Annotated in this window: 12 protein-coding genes; 6 read left to right on the top strand and 6 right to left on the bottom strand. The window is 64.6% G+C overall.

The window, feature by feature from the left end; all coding sequences use genetic code 11:
* Positions 1–211 precede the first annotated feature (211 nt).
* From HAV18_RS17975 to HAV18_RS17955, 5 genes are all read left to right on the top strand, one after another.
* Complete coding sequence (locus HAV18_RS17975) at positions 212–1,432, top strand: MFS transporter (protein WP_243771692.1); 1,221 nt, start codon at positions 212–214, stop codon at positions 1,430–1,432.
* A gap of 649 nt (positions 1,433–2,081) precedes the next feature.
* Entirely contained in the window at positions 2,082–3,779 is a 1,698-nt protein-coding gene (locus tag HAV18_RS17970) for a M4 family metallopeptidase (protein ID WP_166958133.1), read from the top strand.
* A gap of 362 nt (positions 3,780–4,141) precedes the next feature.
* Positions 4,142–4,390: a hypothetical protein gene (locus tag HAV18_RS17965; RefSeq protein ID WP_166958131.1), complete on the top strand. Its 249-nt coding sequence runs from the start codon at positions 4,142–4,144 to the stop codon at positions 4,388–4,390.
* Between the two features lie 45 nt (positions 4,391–4,435).
* Entirely contained in the window at positions 4,436–6,538 is a 2,103-nt protein-coding gene (locus HAV18_RS17960; RefSeq protein ID WP_166958129.1) for a bifunctional diguanylate cyclase/phosphodiesterase, read from the top strand.
* 53 nt (positions 6,539–6,591) lie between these two features.
* Complete coding sequence (locus tag HAV18_RS17955; RefSeq protein ID WP_166958127.1) at positions 6,592–8,922, top strand: bifunctional diguanylate cyclase/phosphodiesterase; 2,331 nt, start codon at positions 6,592–6,594, stop codon at positions 8,920–8,922.
* Positions 8,923–9,107: 185 nt separating this feature from the next.
* Here the strand turns inward: HAV18_RS17955 and HAV18_RS17950 are convergent, their stop codons facing one another.
* The 5 genes from HAV18_RS17950 to HAV18_RS17935 all read right to left on the bottom strand — a co-directional run bounded on the left by HAV18_RS17950 (position 9,108) and on the right by HAV18_RS17935 (position 13,111).
* Complete coding sequence (locus tag HAV18_RS17950) at positions 9,108–9,647, bottom strand: DUF4303 domain-containing protein (protein WP_347814772.1); 540 nt, start codon at positions 9,645–9,647, stop codon at positions 9,108–9,110.
* A 33-nt stretch (positions 9,648–9,680) separates the two neighbouring features.
* Positions 9,681–9,962, bottom strand: a complete 282-nt coding sequence (locus HAV18_RS17945) for a hypothetical protein (protein WP_166958124.1) — start codon at positions 9,960–9,962, stop codon at positions 9,681–9,683.
* 136 nt (positions 9,963–10,098) lie between these two features.
* On the bottom strand, positions 10,099–10,380 hold the full coding sequence (locus tag HAV18_RS39975; RefSeq protein WP_243771691.1) for a hypothetical protein: 282 nt from the start codon (positions 10,378–10,380) through the stop codon (positions 10,099–10,101).
* A gap of 4 nt (positions 10,381–10,384) precedes the next feature.
* Positions 10,385–12,124: a radical SAM protein gene (locus HAV18_RS17940; RefSeq protein ID WP_243771690.1), complete on the bottom strand. Its 1,740-nt coding sequence runs from the start codon at positions 12,122–12,124 to the stop codon at positions 10,385–10,387.
* Between the two features lie 288 nt (positions 12,125–12,412).
* Complete coding sequence (locus HAV18_RS17935; RefSeq protein ID WP_166958122.1) at positions 12,413–13,111, bottom strand: hypothetical protein; 699 nt, start codon at positions 13,109–13,111, stop codon at positions 12,413–12,415.
* A gap of 183 nt (positions 13,112–13,294) precedes the next feature.
* Here HAV18_RS17935 and HAV18_RS39970 point away from each other — a divergent pair, with 183 nt between their 5' ends.
* Complete coding sequence (locus tag HAV18_RS39970; RefSeq protein ID WP_243771689.1) at positions 13,295–13,633, top strand: hypothetical protein; 339 nt, start codon at positions 13,295–13,297, stop codon at positions 13,631–13,633.
* A 117-nt stretch (positions 13,634–13,750) separates the two neighbouring features.
* Here HAV18_RS39970 and HAV18_RS17925 read toward each other — a convergent pair whose 3' ends face one another.
* Positions 13,751–15,895: an FAD-dependent oxidoreductase gene (locus HAV18_RS17925; protein ID WP_166958120.1), complete on the bottom strand. Its 2,145-nt coding sequence runs from the start codon at positions 15,893–15,895 to the stop codon at positions 13,751–13,753.
* Positions 15,896–16,775: the final 880 nt, after the last annotated feature.

The raw sequence follows: 16,775 nt of genomic DNA, 5'->3' as shown, positions 1-16,775 counted from the left end.
TTCGCTGCCCGCGCCTTTGTACAATCACCCGCTACAGTCTTGCCGCACACTGCCGCGGCAAACCCCGACAAGATCAAGTGAGAGAAACGATGGCGACCGAACCCGGATTGCAGGAGAGCATGCATGCGGATAGCGCCCGAGACGGGAGCCCGTCATGTGGGCACGGACGGGTAACGACCGGGCGCGCGTCGCGAACCGATCGGGGGCTGGCATGAGCGACAAACCCGTTCTTGCCGCCGGCGCGCCGTGTGAACCTGCCGCGTCGGCTGTTTCCCTGATGGCGCTGGCATGCCTGGTCGTATTCATGGCGCAAATGGCGACGACGGTGTACCTGCCGTCGCTGCCGGTCGTCATGCGCGAATTGAAGATGACGCAAGGCGGCGCCGAGTTCTCCATCTCCGCCTATGTGATCGGCGCGGCTTTGCCGGTGCCGTTCTGGGGCGCTGCCGCGGAACGCTGGGGCAGGCGTGGCCCGCTGCTGATTTCGCTGCTGCTGTTCGCTGCCAGCAGCCTGCTGCTCGCCAGCTGCACGGTCGCACCGGCGCTGCTCGTATTGCGCGCCATCCAGGGCATCGGCGGGGGCGGCGCGGCGATCATCGCCAGAATCATCGTCCGCGACAACTGGCGCGGTGACGAACTGGCGCGACGCCTTTCCGTGTTGTCGATCGCCTTCATCACGGCCCTGGGCGGCGGCCAGTTCGTCGGCGGGCTGATCGGCCGATACAGTCATTGGCAAACGGGTTTCGTGCTGATGGCCGTCATCGCCGCGCTGGCGATCGGCCTGTCGTACGCGTTGCCGTTGAAGGCGGGAAGCCGTACGGCCAACACGTCGGGCATGGCCGGCATTTACTGGATCCTGCTGCGGCGCCCGGGCTTCCTGTGGCCGGCGTGCGCGGGCGGGTTGGGGTTCGCGACCACCGTCACCTTGCAGGAAGTGAGTCCGTTCGTGTTCCAGGAGCATTTCAAGTTGGCCGTGACGAGCTTCGGCAGTATCGGCCTGCTGCTCGGCATCGCCTATTTCAGCGGGGCGATGCTGGTCAATCGCCTCGTGAGACGGCTCGGCGGGGTCCGGCTGATGCAGGCCGGCGCCGCGTTGCTTGCGCTGGCAACCACGTTGATGCTGGCGTCGTGGCTGGGCGGCCTGCTGACCCATTTCACCGGCCTGTGGATCTTCATCGCGCTGTATTGCCTCGCGATTTTCGGCCAGGCGGTGCTGTTTCCGAACAGCATGGCGACCGCCGTCAGCGATGCGCACGAACATGGCGCGCACGCGATGGCCTTGTGCGGCTTCCTGCAGCAAGGACTGGCGGGCATCGCCGCAACAGCGGCGGTGCTGCAGCACCATGGCGGTACGTGGACGCTCGCCGTGTTCGTGCTGGGGACGCTGACATGGCTGGTGGTGCAGGTGAAGGTGAAGGTGAAGGGCAGATAGGCGGCCGACGCCAACGGAGGGTTCATCGGCCGCGTGCGTCTCCCAGGAAAACAGCGGCGTGCCACGGCACGCCCGTTTCACAATGCGCGGCATTCCGATGCAGGAGAAAGCGTGACGCGCCCATGCTGTCGGCTGCGCCACGCCGCTCGAACGAAAGATTCGTAGAAAACAGTTTCCCGTACGCCGTTCTTCAGGCTTTCACTACGAATTAAAAGGCATCGTCATCAAAGGCGAGAATGGGAGAGGCATTAAAAATCGCATCGGCGCGCCCGGGATGGCAACAATCAAAATAAATATTTAATAAAGCAAATAGTGCCGGCCGCCATACCCGGGCCTTCACGTCGCCCGTCCGTCCCGCTTGATCCACGCCACGCACTGCCTTGCCCGAGTAGCACCCGGCTCGCCGGGCACGTCCCGCCGATGCAACGGTGTCGATATCGCCAGCGCGGCCGACGAGATCATTTCAAATTTCTCACCAAATCATGACTCGATTAACTTCGATGACAGAAAACATTAATCTGTCAGAAAATATCTTGTAATTATAAAAATGACCTTCTAGCATCCCTCTGCAGTTCGTGACATGTCTTGGATCAACGTCTGTACTCGATGCATTCCTCGAACATCACCCATTCATAACACGGGGGATTACATGAAGAAACTGTCTCGCCTGCTGTCTATCACCGCGATTACCGTCGCGAGTCTCAGTGCTTTTGCCCAGGCCGGCGACCCGTCGGCCACGGTCGACAAGGCACTGCAACTGATCCAGCAGAACCCGTCCGCCTTCAGTCTCGCCGCTGGCGGCACAGCACGCACGTTGAAGTTCGCAGGGCCGCAGGCGAGTGCGCCGACGGACAGCGATCAATTCGAGGTACGCGACGTGATCGTCGATCCCGACGGCACCGAGCACGTGCGTTTCGACCGCTTCTACGCGGGCCTGCCCGTGATCGGCGGTGACGTTGTCGTCCATTCGAGCAAGGGGCAGTTGAAGCAGGCGAGCGTGACCCAGCTCGCGCCGATCAGTCTCGCCGGCACGATCGGCAAGGTCGGAAACCGCGCCGTGGTACGCAACGCACCCGACATCGGCAACGCCAGGGTCAAGCGCATCGCGGCCGCACGTTTCAACTCGGACGTGCGCCGCGTCGATGACGCGGAACTCGTCGTGTTCGCACGTGACGTCACGCCGACGCTGGCTTACGCGGTGCGCGTCTACGGCAAGTCGACCGACGCGCACGGCGATGCGGTGCTGTACTACGTCGATGCGCGTACGGGTGCCGTGCTCGACGCACAGGACCTGATCAAGACCGCCGCCGCAACCGGCACCGGACGCTCGTTGTACTACGGCAACCTGACGCTCACCACCGACCAGACGGGCACGAACGCGTACCGGATGCTCGATCCGAACCGTGGCAGCGGCTCCGTGTACGACGGCCGCGGACTGATCGCGGAGGACGTCGAGCAAGCGACCGACCTGCAGATCTTCACGAGCAGCACGAACACGTGGGGCAACAATACGACCACCGATCGGCAGACCGTCGCCGCCGACATCGATTACGGTCTGGCGTTAACTTGGGACTACTACAAGACGACGCACAACCGCAACGGCATCTTCAACGACGGGCGCGGCGTGAAGAGCTTCGCGCACGTGGTGTTCGACACCGGCAGCGGCACGACCGGCGCGAACGCGGCATGGATGCCGTCGCACATCATGGTGTACGGCGACGGCCAGCCGGGCACGAGCCTGCCGAAGCCCGTCGTGTCGGTCGACGTGGCCGGTCACGAGATGAGCCACGGCGTGACCGAAGCCACGGCCAACCTGAACTATTCGGGCGATGCGGGCGGGCTGAACGAGTCGACGTCCGACATTTTCGGCACGCTCGTCAAGTACTACGCGAACAACCCGAACGATCCCGGCAACTACGTGATCGGTGCGCGCGTGGTGAGCGGCGGCCTGCGCAAGATGTACAAGCAGGATCTCGATGGCCGGTCGTTCAGCTGCTACCCGTCCGGCGGGTTCTCGTGGTCGAATCCGCGCCATGATCCGCATTTCACGTCGGGTGTCGGCAACCGTCTGTTCTACCTGCTGGCCGAAGGCCCGACGGTGCCGTCGACCGATACCGGTCTGTCGAAGTCGCAACTGGTCTGCAACGGCGACACGACCTTCAGCGGGCTGGGCCGCGAGAAGGCCGGCAAGATCTGGTACCGGACGCTGACCGTGTATCTGAATGCCAACTCCAGCTACCCGAATGCGCGACGTGCATCGATCCAGGCGGCGAACGACCTGTACGGCACGAACTCGGCTGAAAGCGCGACGGTCGCTCGCGCGTGGAGTGCGGTCGGGGTGAATTGACGGCGCCTGAGCGAGTGCGTTGAGCGCCCGAAGATCGCGTGGCGGTATGTCGAGTCGGAGGAAGGGGGGCCGATCGAGGCCACGCGACACGCGGGCAATTGATGCACGGATGGAGCGCAACCGCCTGCGATTGCAGGCGGTTGCGCTTTGGCCCCCGGCTTTCATCGCGTCCACCACGTATCCCGTGCAACGGCGTCGCGCGCCGGCAGGATCGCGCCGGCAGCCATCCACGTGCCGAGGTTTGTCGTCACTCGGCGTGGACGGCCGGAAGCGAAGCGGAAGGAGAGGGGCGCGCGTACCGCGACGACGAAACCATCCTCCTCCAGCGTCGCGCTGCGTTCCCCTGCAATGCGCGATGAACTTTGGAAAAACCTGACGGCGACCCGCAGCGCAATCCAGCCACCTCATCAATCGTCTGCACCACCCGGTCGATCGACCCGTCATCGGCCGACCCTCCGCTACCGCACCCCGCCTCGTTCCGGCACTTTTTCCAGAAAAAATATCTGCCGTGCAATCGTTTGCGCATGGCCGCGCGGCGTTCAGTTTATTCATCGCATGCCGATATCTTGAAGGCGCTCCTGATCGAAGCGGCATCGCTCCCGCCGCTTTGATCCGGAACGGCATCAGCCCATGCGACGGATAGGGGAAGGAAGGTTTTGCTGACAGTTTTAGGGTGCATCGTTCAACGGCACAATCACTGGCTGGTATTGCTTGCCGCACTGTTGTGCGGGGCCGGCTCGTGGGTCACCGCGCGCCTGTTCCAGCGCACGGTGAACACCACCGGCACGCAGCGGCTCGGCTGGCACGTGCTGACGGCCATTTCGGCCGGCGTCGCGATCTGGTGCACGCACTTCATCGCGATGCTCGGCTTCGACGCTGGCGCGCCCGTGCATTTCAACCTGCCGCTCACGCTCGTGTCGCTGGTCATCGCGGTCGGCGGCAGCACGATCGGCTTCGCGCTGACCACCTGCCGCATCGTCAAGGTCGCGCCCGCGCTCGGTGGCGCGATCGTCGGTCTGGCGATCGTGCTGATGCACTACACCGGCATGCTCGCGTGGCGGGTCGAGGGGATCGTGTCGTGGGACGTCGGCTACCTGATCGCGTCGGTGCTGCTGGCGATGACCCTCGCGGCGCTCGCGCTGCACCTCGCGCTGCGGCCGTCGCCGCACGCGGTCAACCAGATGGCCGGCGTGCTGTCGCTCGCGATCCTCGCATTGCATTTCACCGGGATGTCCGCGCTGCGCATCACGCCGCTGACACTCGACGGCACATGGACCGACGTGAGCGAACTGCGCCCGCTGGCGCTGGCGGTTGCGGGCACGTCGCTCGTGATCGTCTGCACGGGGCTCGTGAGCTACGTGATCGACAGCAACGTGCGGGCCGAATCGCTCGAGCACCTGCGCCGGCTGGCGCTGAGCGACATGCTGACCGGCCTGCCGAACCGGGCCAGCTTCAACGAGCGGCTGGACCTCGAGATCGCGCTTGCGCAAGGGCAGGGCACGAAGCTCGCGCTGATCGGCATCGACCTGAACCGCTTCAAGGAAATCAACGACCTGCGCGGTCACCACGCCGGTGACGAGGTGCTGCGCATCCTTGCACGCCGCATGACGAACCTGCTGCGTGAGGGCGAATTCGTCGCCCGCATCGGCGGTGACGAATTCGCGGCACTTTGCCGGATGAATGACGACACCCGCGTGATGAATCTGCTCGAGCGGCTCGAACCGGCGCTCTACAAGCCGGTCAGGCTGGACGACTACGAGGTCGTGCCGGGCGCGAGCTTCGGTGTCGCCATCTACCCGGACGACGCGACCACCAAGGCCATCCTCATCAACAACGCGGACCTCGCGATGTACCGCGCCAAGGGCAGCATCGCGCAAACGATCTGCTTCTACGAGCCGGCGATGGACCTGATCGTCCGCGCGCGCCGCAGCCTCGCGGCCGACCTGCGCCGCGCGGTGGCCGACAACCAGCTGAGCGTCCATTACCAGGTGCAGACTTCGCTCGCGACCGGCGAGATTCGCGGCTACGAGGCGCTGCTGCGCTGGCAGCATGCAACGCTCGGCACGATTCCGCCCGCCGAGTTCATTCCGCTCGCCGAGGAAAACGGCGTGATCCTGGACATCGGCGCATGGGTGCTGCGCGAGGCATGTGCGCGGGCGGCCACGTGGGAGCCGCCCTATGCCGTCGCGGTGAACGTATCGGCCGTGCAGTTCATGCACGCGGACCTGACCGCGCTCGTGGCGGACGTGCTCGAGGCAACCCGCCTGCCGGCGTCGCGCCTGCAGCTGGAACTGACCGAATCGACGATCTTCGCCGGCCGCGAGCGCGCGCTGGAGACGCTGCGGCAGATCAAGGCGCTGGGCGTGAGCATCGCGCTCGACGATTTCGGTACCGGCTATTCGTCGCTCGACACGCTGCGCTCGTTTCCGTTCGACCGCATCAAGCTCGACCAGTCGTTCGTCGCGGACGCGGAAGCGAAACCGCAGGATCGCGCGATCATCCGCGCCGTGCTCGCGCTCGGCAAGAGCCTGGGCATTCCGATCCTGGCCGAAGGCATCGAGACGCGCGAGCAGCTTGCGCTGCTGGCCGACGAAGGCTGCGACGAAGCGCAGGGCTTCCTGCTCGGCCGGCCCGCACCCCTCAACGAGATTGTCGGCAGCGGACAGATCGCGCTGACCGGCAGCAACCGCGCCAGCGCGCTGGCTCCCGCGTCCGGATCGGCCGTCAAGGTCGAGATGGAACCGGGCCCGCGCGGGTAACCGATGACGCCGGACACGGCAACCCGAACCCGGGTTGCAGCAGGCAGGCTCACATGAAAATCCCCTACGCACGGATGGCAAGACTGGCGAGCATCGCGGCACCGGCCCGGAACCCGGACCTGCTCGCGGCGCAGTACCGGGTATTCGCCGGCCAGATCCCGGTGTCGTACCTGATCCTCATCTCGAGCACCTGGAGCCTCGCCATCACGCACCTGGGCAGCACGCCGTGGTGGCTGTCGGTCGCGATGCCGGCCGCCATGACGCTCGCGGCGCTCGCGCGGCTGCTGCACTGGCATCGCACCCGGCTGCTGGAGCGGACGCCGGACACCGTGCTGCGCGCGCTCACGATGACGAACTGGCTGGTGATCCCGGTCGCGATGACGTTCACCACCTGGGCGCTGCTGCTGTTCCCGTACGGCGACGCATGGCAAAAGGCCCAGGTCGCGTTCTACCTGGCGATCACGGTGATCGGCTGCATCTTCAGCCTGATGTACCTGCGCACGGCCGCGCTGATCGTGGCCGTGATCGTCAACGTCGCGTTCATCGCGTTCTTCCTCTCGACGGGCCAGCCGACGCTCGTCGCCACCGCGGTCAACATGGCCTTCGTGTCGGCGGCGCTGATCGCCGTCATCTCGGTCAACTACCGGGGCTTCCTGCGCACCGTCGATGCGCAGGCCGAATCGCGGCTGCGCGAGCAGGCGCAGACGCGGCTGATGCGGATGATCGACGACATGCCGGTGGCCGTGATGACGGCCGACCCGGAGACGTTCCGCATCAACTACCTGAACGCGACGTCGCGCAATCTGCTGCGCACGATCGAGCACCTGCTGCCGATCCGCGCGGACGATGCGCTCGGCGCACCGATCGACTTCTTCCACCCGCACCCGCAGCACCAGCGCCGCCTGCTTGCCGATCCGGCAAACCTGCCGCATCGCGCGCGCATCCGGCTCGGGCCGGAAGTGCTCGACATCCAGGTCTCGGCGGTGCGCGATGCCGAGGGGCGCTACATCGGCCCGATGCTGTCGTGGTCGATCGTCACGCAGCAGGCCGAGGCGGAGGCGCGCATCCACCAGCTCGCGCATCACGACTCGCTCACCGGCCTGCCGAACCGCGCGACCTTCCTGGCCGAATTCGACGCGAGCCTGCGCCGCTCGGACAAGGTGCTCGGGCTGCTCTTCATCGACCTCGACAGCTTCAACCAGATCAACGACGCGTGCGGGCATTCGGCGGGCGACGAGGTGCTGCGCCAGGTCGCGGAACGCCTTCGCGGGCAGTGCCCCGAGCCGGGGATGATGCTCGGGCGCATCGGCGGCGACGAGTTCGCGGTGCTGCTGCGCGATACCGACGCGGATGGTGCGATGGGCGCGGCCGCGCGGCTCGTCGACACGCTTGTCGCCCCCTATGCGCCGTCGCCCGACCGGCAGTTCCGCATCGGGGCGTCGATCGGCTGCGTGCTGGCGCCGCATCACGGCAACGACGCCGGTGTGCTGCTGTCGCGCGCGGACATGGCGCTCTATGCGGCCAAGAAAGCCGGGAAGGGCACGTACCGGATGTTCTCGCCGGACATGGAAACGAGCGCGCAGGAGCGGGTCGCGCTCGAATCGAAGCTGCGCGTCGCGCTGGACGAGAACCAGGGGCTGTACGTGTTCTACCAGCCGATCGTCGACGTCGGGACCCGCCAGATCACGACGCGCGAGGCGCTGCTGCGCTGGCATCACCCGCGCTCCGGCTGGATTTCGCCGGGGCGCTTCATTCCGGTGGCCGAGCGCGGCGGCCTGATCGACCGGCTCGGCCGCTTCGTGCTCGACCGCGCATGCCGGGAGGCGGCGCGCTGGCCGGACGGTGCGCGCGTCGCCGTCAACGTGTCGGCGGCGCAGCTCGGCCACGGCACGGTCGTGCCGGCCTTCGCGGCGGCGCTGGCCGGCGCGGGCCTCGCACCCGACCGGCTGGAAATCGAGGTGACGGAAACCGCGCTGCTGCATGACGAGGGCAAGGCCGTCGCGGACCTGCGCGCGCTGCGCTCGATGGGCGTGCGCGTCGCGCTCGACGACTTCGGCACGGGCTTCTCGTCGCTCGCACATCTGCGCGCGTTCCCGTTCGACAAGATCAAGATCGACGGCAGCTTCGTGCGCGATGCGGTCACGCGCCCGGACTGCGCGGCCGTCGTGCGCGCGGTGGCCGATCTCGGCAAGCGTCTCGGCGTGACGACCGTCGCGGAAGGCGTCGAGACGGAGGCGCAACTGGCGTGCATCACGGATGCCGGCTGCCGCGAGGTGCAGGGCTTCCTGATCGGCAAGCCCGCGCCGGGCGAGCACGATGCGCCGGCCATCCGCTGGATCGAGCGGGCCGCACTGGCTGCGCAGGCTACGAGCAGGCGGGCGTGAGCGACAATGCAGCGACGGGTTCGGTCGCCGAGGATCCGACATCCGTTGTCGCGCACGGGAACCGATGTATTGCCTTGCGTTGTCCTGATGCGGTCACTGCGTGAGCCGGATGAACGCGATGCTGATTCGGATGCAGGGGCGTCGGGTCAAGCGGGTGCGCATCGAAAAGTCAAAAGGACTTGCTGCTAGTCGTAGCGCTTGATAAAGCGATCAAAGACGGCGGGCGGGTTCAGGATTTGGGCGGATTGGTTTTCCAGTGCCTCGGCCCCGTTGTCATCACTGATCGTGACGAACAGCGTGATCTTCTCGCGCTCCGCACCGGTTCCGAACAACCCTTCTCGATCGAGCTGCCTGAGTGCCTCGATCATGTCGCGTTGGAGTTCCTTGAAAAACGCGTCGAACTTCGCTTCGGGCAGGTTCGGACCGAGTACCGTATCGGCCAACCGTTTGCAGAGCGGATTGAACGAATCCGCCTCGGCGGATTCATATGCCCATTCGCCGGTTGCCCAGGTGAACTCCGGCGCCTTCTCGTCGTCGCCGACCGCCATTTGTTCGCGGACCCGCTTCAACCCTTCGTCGGAATTGGCGGCCGGCACGACGGTCATGGCGCCACTGTCGGTGTAGAGGGCGAACGCGTAAAAATGATCCTGGGGGTGTGCCGCAAGAAGGGCTCGATACGTCACTCTCGCCGCGTCGGCAATCTCGGTCGCGAAATTAGGATGCACGCTCAAATTGACCTCGCCATATCGTGATCGGGTTTAGCTGGGGAAACGCATCAAGGCGGTGCGAAGCCGTTTCATCAGCGCGGGGGAGCGGACGCAGTCGATCGGTGCGAGATCGTCCATCGCAGGCACCTTTTCGCGGATCCACTTGTCGTAGCCTGCGCCGACCACTTCGTAGACTACCGTCGCGAGGTCGACGTCGCCATCGAGTGATCGGGCGAGATCCACGACTTCCTGCCTGGATCTTGATTGGCTGAATACGGCGACGAACCGCTGCCAACTCGCGTCGCCGGGATAATACTGTTCAAGCTGATGCATATCACCATCCTGTCAACGATATCGAGTGGGCGTCGCCTGGATTTCGGGGCGGCGGTGCCAGGACGCCATCAAACCCTTCCCGAATACGCGAGTGTCAGGATGGCGATCGCATGCGCCCGGCGGGTTGCGCGGCAGCTCAGGAATGCACGTCCGCGATCACGCGTCGAACGGCAAACGCCAGCGGATCGACTTCGTGCACGCCGATGGTGAGTCTGGCATCGAATAATGCCGCAAGCTGTTCGAGTTGAGTGAACGCGTATCCAGGGTCTGAGGTGACGACGTTCACGAAGGCCATGCTTCGACGATATCCCGCCCTGACCTCGATGCGTACGCTACTCGGAAACCGTTGTTGTAGCGCTTCGCGAACCCGGTCGATATCAATCTCGCCGGGTTCTGCGCGCCTGCCCTTCTGAGGCATGGCATCAGGCACGACAAAATAGGCGCTGACACGCACTTCCGAGCCGTCTATGGCGCTGACATGCGCCCCCTGCCGATAGGCCAGCACGGCGAACCGCTTTCTGGCCGGATTCCTCACGCCATCCGAATTGCAAGGCAAGCCTCGGCAGGCTGCCGATTTCCGCACCGAGCCGCTTCATGACCGACAGCATGGCAGCGTCGTCGAAGTCGTCGAATACGAGCTCTGCGGCGAGCGGGCGGCCGGCCGAATAGGCGGTGAGCCATTGCCGAATCTCGCTGAGTTCACCTGGCGCGCCATCACCCTGCAATTCGAGCGTGACGAGAATGACATCGCCATGCAGCCAGATCCTGGCGGCTGGATGGGGCTTCCGGGCGGCCAGATTGCGTGCGTCATCCGCGCTTGACGCACGCACCGCTGCCAGCAGGAACACGTCGTGGGCGTGGATTCCGCCAGGCACCACGTATGCGCCTTTCTTCCAGGCGAGCGCACGCAATTCCGGAAACAGGTCGTCTGCGTCGTATCCCGTCGCGATCACCGAGCGGCCGATCGCCGCCAGCTCGCGAGGCGAGCCTCCGCCCGACAAGCCCGGCCCCGCCACCGCTTCTTCCTCGAACAGGCGCTTCCACCCGGACGAATACTCGGCATCGGGCGCCCATGACGGCAGCAGTTGTGCGAGGTAGGCATCCGCATCCGCGATGGTCTCGAACTTCGCAACCATCACGCATTCACCGCTGTTGTTGCCGGAGAATGCCTGCCACACGCTGACCGATGGCGTGGAACGGATTCGACGGGCGTCTGCGCCGCGCCGTGCGCAACCGCGCCGCGCGCTTGGCTGCTCGAGACGCGCACGCTCGTTCCGCCACCCATGCAGGATGTCCTCTGCACTGGCGGCGGGCAGGCCGCCGTCCTGGAACGAGCAGCCCTGCATGCGCTGATCGGGCGTGATGGAGACAAAGTCCAGACCTGCGCCGCAGTCGCCGCTTCCATCGGCGCCATCGAACAATCTGGATACGGGAACAGCGTCGCCAAAGCACACCGACAGGCGGCATGCGATCGGCGAATCCTGCACGATAGCCGCAAGCCGCGCTCGCCCCCGTGGCGAAAGGTGCCTGCGCAAATCGGGGCCGATGTAAGACAGCAACGAGACATCCTGACAACCCAGCGTGGCCAGTTCGGCCAGCAGTGCGGGAAGGCCCGGCAGCACGGCGTCATCGACGATCAGGTTTGCTCCCCACCGTTGCCCGTAGTTCGACAAGACCATGGCCGCGTCGCGCCAGCGTACGTCGTCGTAGAGGGAGACGCGGACCTGGCCGAAGCGGCCGGCGTAGCGCGCAAACGTGTCTTGCCGGATCAGCGTTCCATTGGTCGTGACGTTCAGTGCAAGCGGCGTGGTGTCATGGAGGATGTCGATCAACTCGGAGAATCCACGGAACGCGAACGGCTCTCCGCCGCCAAAGGCGACTTCCAGCGTTCCTGCCGCGGCGAGGCCGCGAAGCACGTCGGCGGCCGACTGGACAGACCAGGCGCTATCGCGCCGCACGTCACGCGAGCAGAAATCGCAAGACAGATTGCACTTGTTCGTTATCCCGAACATTACGACTCGGGGTGCGCGGCGCCGCAAGTGGCGGGTCGCTGCGTTCTCGATCCGGACGTGCGTTCCTGTCGCGGGGTGAAAGCGCAGCAGCGCGCCATCCAGCGGATACGCCCTGAATGCGTTGCGATCAAAACCAGTGGAATCCGGCATCGGCGAGGCTCTCTGTTTTTTTGTCCAGGATTCCCATGAACCCGGTGATGCGATGGGAACTCGTTGTATTTGAAGTCACTCGCGCCACCATCCCCCGTCACGTGGATGACCATGAATTGCGTGGCGCGGAGAATCGCGTAAGGCGCTTCAAGCCGGGAAGAAACGGATTCTCGAGCGCGTCGCGCCCGAAACGGAAATCATCCCGGCGCAACCGGCAGCCGACAAGCGCGGCCGCTGTAGCGTCGCGACGATTATAACGGCGGCCCGATCAGGATTTGGTCGGCCAGGTCAGATCCGGTCGAAGTTGAACGGCGTCACGTCCGGCAAGCCTTCGACCCGTTGTACTTCGACGCCGCACCAGGTGCCGATCATGTCGATCATGCGGTGCGCCCCGGCGCCATCCTTGAACCGGCCCATCAGGTCCACCGGTGGATGGGCGTGAAAAACGAGGATCAGTTGTGCCAGGTCTTGCTGGAGTGTCGTCAGCGAGCCACCCACGACCGCGCCGTCCAGGCTCCGGCGAGCGCCGATCAGCAGATGCTCGAGATCGCGGCACGCGTAGGTATTCCGCACCGGCCTATGCAGCAGCCGCGTCGTGGTGACATCGATCCAGCGCTCCCCGTCTCGCCAGCAGAAGCGGGTGTCACGCAGCGGGCCGCCGAACCATCGCGCGCGCATCAGCTTGAAGCCGATCCAGAGCATCAGCACGCCCAAGCCGACGACGAGTACAACCGTAGCGGCAAGGGCGAGCCATTCATACCAGGCATGCAGCTCGTCTCCGGTGAGGAGCCCGACGAACGCGGGTGCGCCGATCAAACAGGCCAGCCCCAAGGTGCCGAAGCCGAAGCCGAGCAACCACCAGACGAAGCGGTTGATGCGCACGCGGCGCGGCGACAGGATCAGATCCCGGCCGTCGGGAATGCATGCATAGCCGGCGTCGAACATCCACCGGTCCGGGGTCAACACGCTGGTTATCGTGGCGAGCATACCGAGTGCGCCAAGCACGACGGTAGTCCAGCCAAGGATGGCTTCGATTGCAGGAGGCATTGCGCACCCAATTGAGAATCGCCGCGCCGCGCAAAGCGGACGTCCAGTCCGATTCGATCGTCGCGATTCTGTCCGATCCCGTTTCGGGCGGCAAGCGGATCGCAAAGGCGTGGGCTGCGATGCTTGCTCGAGGTCATTGCGGTGCATGCGCCGCCGCCGTACGATGGTGAGAATGTGCGTTGCACATCGCGTCATCGAAGCGACATCTTTCTCACGTACATCTATTGCACTTCGCCAGTCGGCGGGGTGCCGATTTTTCAAGGAAGACCGACCATGGCGGCCAAACGCTTTCGCATCAACATGATTACCCGTCGCCAGTCGACGTTCGACGGCCGGCATCTCGACACCGAGGCGGTACGCCGCTTCGACGCGCAGGTGCAAGACGCGATTCCCGCCCAACTGAAAGGCACGCAGGGTGCCGAGGCGGAATGGCTGCCGCGCGTGAAGGTCAGCGAGCGATAACCCGGTTACACCGATCTCGCCGTCCGGCCGCGTTCCCTGTTTCGATCCCGATGAAACGCGCCCGCCGGGCGGCGGGCGCATGCTGACGCGCGACGCGCGCGTCTCTTCGCTGGCGAATTACTCGCTGGTGGTCACTTCCGCGGCGGTTACCTTCACGACGGGCCGCAAACCGGTCACGAGCGGGCGCGCGGCGCTGGACAGCGCGTTGACGTTGCCGCGATTGGCGCGCACGATCAGTCCCGCCACGGCATTCAGTGCACTCATGAACGCGCCTTCGAGCCAGCCGCCGAGATGGCTGTAGCTGTCGCTGGCAATGAAGAAGCGGTTGTCGAGCGACGCGGAGCGCGCATGCGTGTGATACCGGAAGCACAGGTTGCTCTGGTAATGGTCGCCCGTCATGTCGAGCTTGAAGCCGCCGGCCGTCTTGTTGGTCGTCCAGTCGAACACAAAGCGGTCCGCCGTGCGTGCTTCCGCGAGCAGCCTGTAGAACCACCACGGTTGCGCGTTCGGCGAGCCCGCATATTTCACGTACCGATAGGCGCGATTCACCATGGTCCGGTACATCCCGTCCGCCGTGCCGGCCTCGGTTGCCGGGTTTTGCGGATACAACCCGAAATCGTGCTGAAGCCGGGTCGAATCGTCCTCCCACGTGTAGCTGGCCAGCAGGCTCGAATACTCGGGCGCCTGACCGTCTTCGGCGATGGGACTCGGTACCACATAGCTCGCCGCGAGGCCGCTATCGGAGATGACGGCCTTGATCGGTTCGCCGCGCCATTGCGGGACCCACGGCTGGTTGAGCGCGTCGGTCTTGACGGTGGCGAACACCTTCGACGAGCGCGCCATGTGAAGCTGGCCGATGGCCGTGACGATACGGGCGTTCGCGACGGGGCTGCTATTGCTGAGCAGCAGCGGCGGATAGACCTGACTGTACGTACGCGTTTCGAGGCCCAGGCCGGCGTCACCCAGATTCTGGGTGGCGGCAAGTTCAAAGCCGCTGCGGCTGACGATCGGCGTCAACTGTTCGTGCGGGACGGCGAGAATCACGAGATCGTACGCTTCGGTGTGGACGGCGTTCCGGCTGTCGTATGACAGCAGTTGTGCGCGCGATAACGCGGCACCGGCATGACAGGCGTTCGCGACGCGTTCCTGACGAACCTGAACGGTGAGCTTGCCGGCGCCGACGTCCTGGGCCTTGCGGTAAAGTTTCTGGATGAACTCGACGTTTTCGGTGACCGGCAGCGTGTATTCGTTCGAATAGTCCCAGAGAATCAGCCGCATCATCTCGACCAGCGAGATGTTGTACAGCGGCTTGAAGCCGCCGGTGCCGAAGCCGAAGCGGCCGAACAGTTCGACGTAGTAGCTGATCGATTCATCCACGTCGAGCGCACCGTCAACCGGCGGCAGCGTTCCCTTCTCGAACGCAACCGTCACGATCTCGCGGACGGCCGCACCGAGCGTCAGGCCATCGTAATTCGCGATGAACTCGGGCCAGAATACTTTCTGAATTCGCTCGAGGACATCGGTCGGCGGCGTAGCCGCATTCAGGGTCATCGCGATCTTGGCCGGATCCATATTTCCGATCGGATACATGGCGACATCCGGGCCTTGCGGGTTGCCCGCCAGCCCGCCGGCAACGACACCCAGCACCTTCAACGTCGGCGAGTTCGGATCTTCCCAGTCTTTCGGATCGCCCCCGACATAGCGATCGACCCGATTGCCGAACACGAATTCGGTCGGCACTTTGCCGGGATTCGGAAAGACCTTGATCGGCGCCGCGTCCCCGAATGCGGCGGACGCGTAATGCCAGGTCAATCCGGCGATTTCCGGAAAGCGCATCGCGCCCACTTCGTAAATGGTGTCACCGCTGGAGGGATCGCCGTTATGGACGAGCGCCGCCGACACTCTTCCCGCCTTGAGGCCGCGTACCTTGATCGCCTTGATTCCCGGACGGTCATGCAGGAACGAATCGGGATCCGCTTCGTAGACCTGCACGTTGATGCCGCTGCCTGCCGGCAGCGTCGCCGCGAGTCGGCCCAGTTCGTAGAGCGCGGCGATGCCGCCGGCTCCGCCGCCGACGATGGCGATCTTGTAGTTCCCGGCGGGCAGCGTACCCAACGGCCCGGCAGCGGCGACCGGATAGGACACCAGCGCGGAATCGGGATGCCGGTAGTTGATCCCGCTCAACCGGGCTTCACCAACGGTGGTGGCAATCTTCTTCTCGTTCTTCAGGCCGAGCAGCCGGGGGATGACGGTAACGCCCATGACGTTTCTCCATCGAGAGAGTGGAAACCGCGCGATATCGATCCCGCTTGCTACTGGCACAGCGCGTCAGGATCGATCCAGGACAACGACAACGCACTGCGAACGGAGCTTGCGCAGTATGCGAATGCGGTTTCGCCAAATCAATCAATTTTTGTTTGAGAAACGATTGAGGTGAATGAGCAAAATGATGGAAAGGAGATGGGTTTGAGAGGGCTCGATTTTATTGGGGCGAAAATTGCCGTGTGCGGTGCGTGGATGGCCCACGATTGAAAAGTAAGTGAATAAATAAAATCTTCTCGTGGAAATTGCGAGGGAATGGTGAATGGATCGCTCGCAGCGCATGAGTCGATATTCAACGCGGTGACTCAGGTCGGGCTGACGAGCAGCACCCGGTTGGAGGAGATGTGAGCAGTTGTCACATCACGATAGTCACCTATGCGCTAGCTTGGCATCTCGCGACACGGCACCATTGCTCATATCAGGCGCAGTTGCCTTCACGACGCGCTCGTGGTCGTCGGCCTTCGCGTTCATCCGGATCGGCTTGCAGGGCTTGCCGCCGGTCCACCTCGCAGCGGCACGTTTCGTCACTGCTGCTGTGCGGGTGATCGCATGGCTCCCTTGGCGCGACACATTGCGTTTGACATCACGCTACTCAACGCCGGCAAGCAAACCGTGGCACCGTGCGCGGCCAGTTTCATCGTCGATACATTGCCGATTCTGATGGCACTGCTGGCATCCGTGCTTCTCGGGGAGCGATTCAACCGCCGGGGATGGCGGGCTCGCCGATCAGTCTCGCCGTCATTGCTGCGATTGCGCACGACCAGCCGGACGACTTGACGTTCGGAGCCGGCAGCACGCTGATTCTCGGCGTGACGTGGTA

Origin of the sequence: Burkholderia sp. D-99 (assembly GCF_011605345.1) — a bacterium.
Taxonomy (GTDB): Bacteria; Pseudomonadota; Gammaproteobacteria; order Burkholderiales; family Burkholderiaceae; genus Burkholderia.
The sequence above is the reverse complement of the archived record's forward strand: the minus strand, read 5'-3'. Positions and strand labels throughout refer to the sequence as shown.

Coding starts and splice junctions, on each gene's coding strand:
- HAV18_RS17935 (WP_166958122.1), bottom strand. CDS start 13,111: ATGCTCGCCACGATAACCAGCGTGTTGACCCCGGACCGGTGGATGTTC.
- HAV18_RS17940 (WP_243771690.1), bottom strand. CDS start 12,124: ATGCCGGATTCCACTGGTTTTGATCGCAACGCATTCAGGGCGTATCCG.
- HAV18_RS17925 (WP_166958120.1), bottom strand. CDS start 15,895: ATGGGCGTTACCGTCATCCCCCGGCTGCTCGGCCTGAAGAACGAGAAG.
- HAV18_RS17970 (WP_166958133.1), top strand. CDS start 2,082: ATGAAGAAACTGTCTCGCCTGCTGTCTATCACCGCGATTACCGTCGCG.
- HAV18_RS17955 (WP_166958127.1), top strand. CDS start 6,592: ATGAAAATCCCCTACGCACGGATGGCAAGACTGGCGAGCATCGCGGCA.
- HAV18_RS17945 (WP_166958124.1), bottom strand. CDS start 9,962: ATGCATCAGCTTGAACAGTATTATCCCGGCGACGCGAGTTGGCAGCGG.
- HAV18_RS17975 (WP_243771692.1), top strand. CDS start 212: ATGAGCGACAAACCCGTTCTTGCCGCCGGCGCGCCGTGTGAACCTGCC.
- HAV18_RS39975 (WP_243771691.1), bottom strand. CDS start 10,380: ATGCCTCAGAAGGGCAGGCGCGCAGAACCCGGCGAGATTGATATCGAC.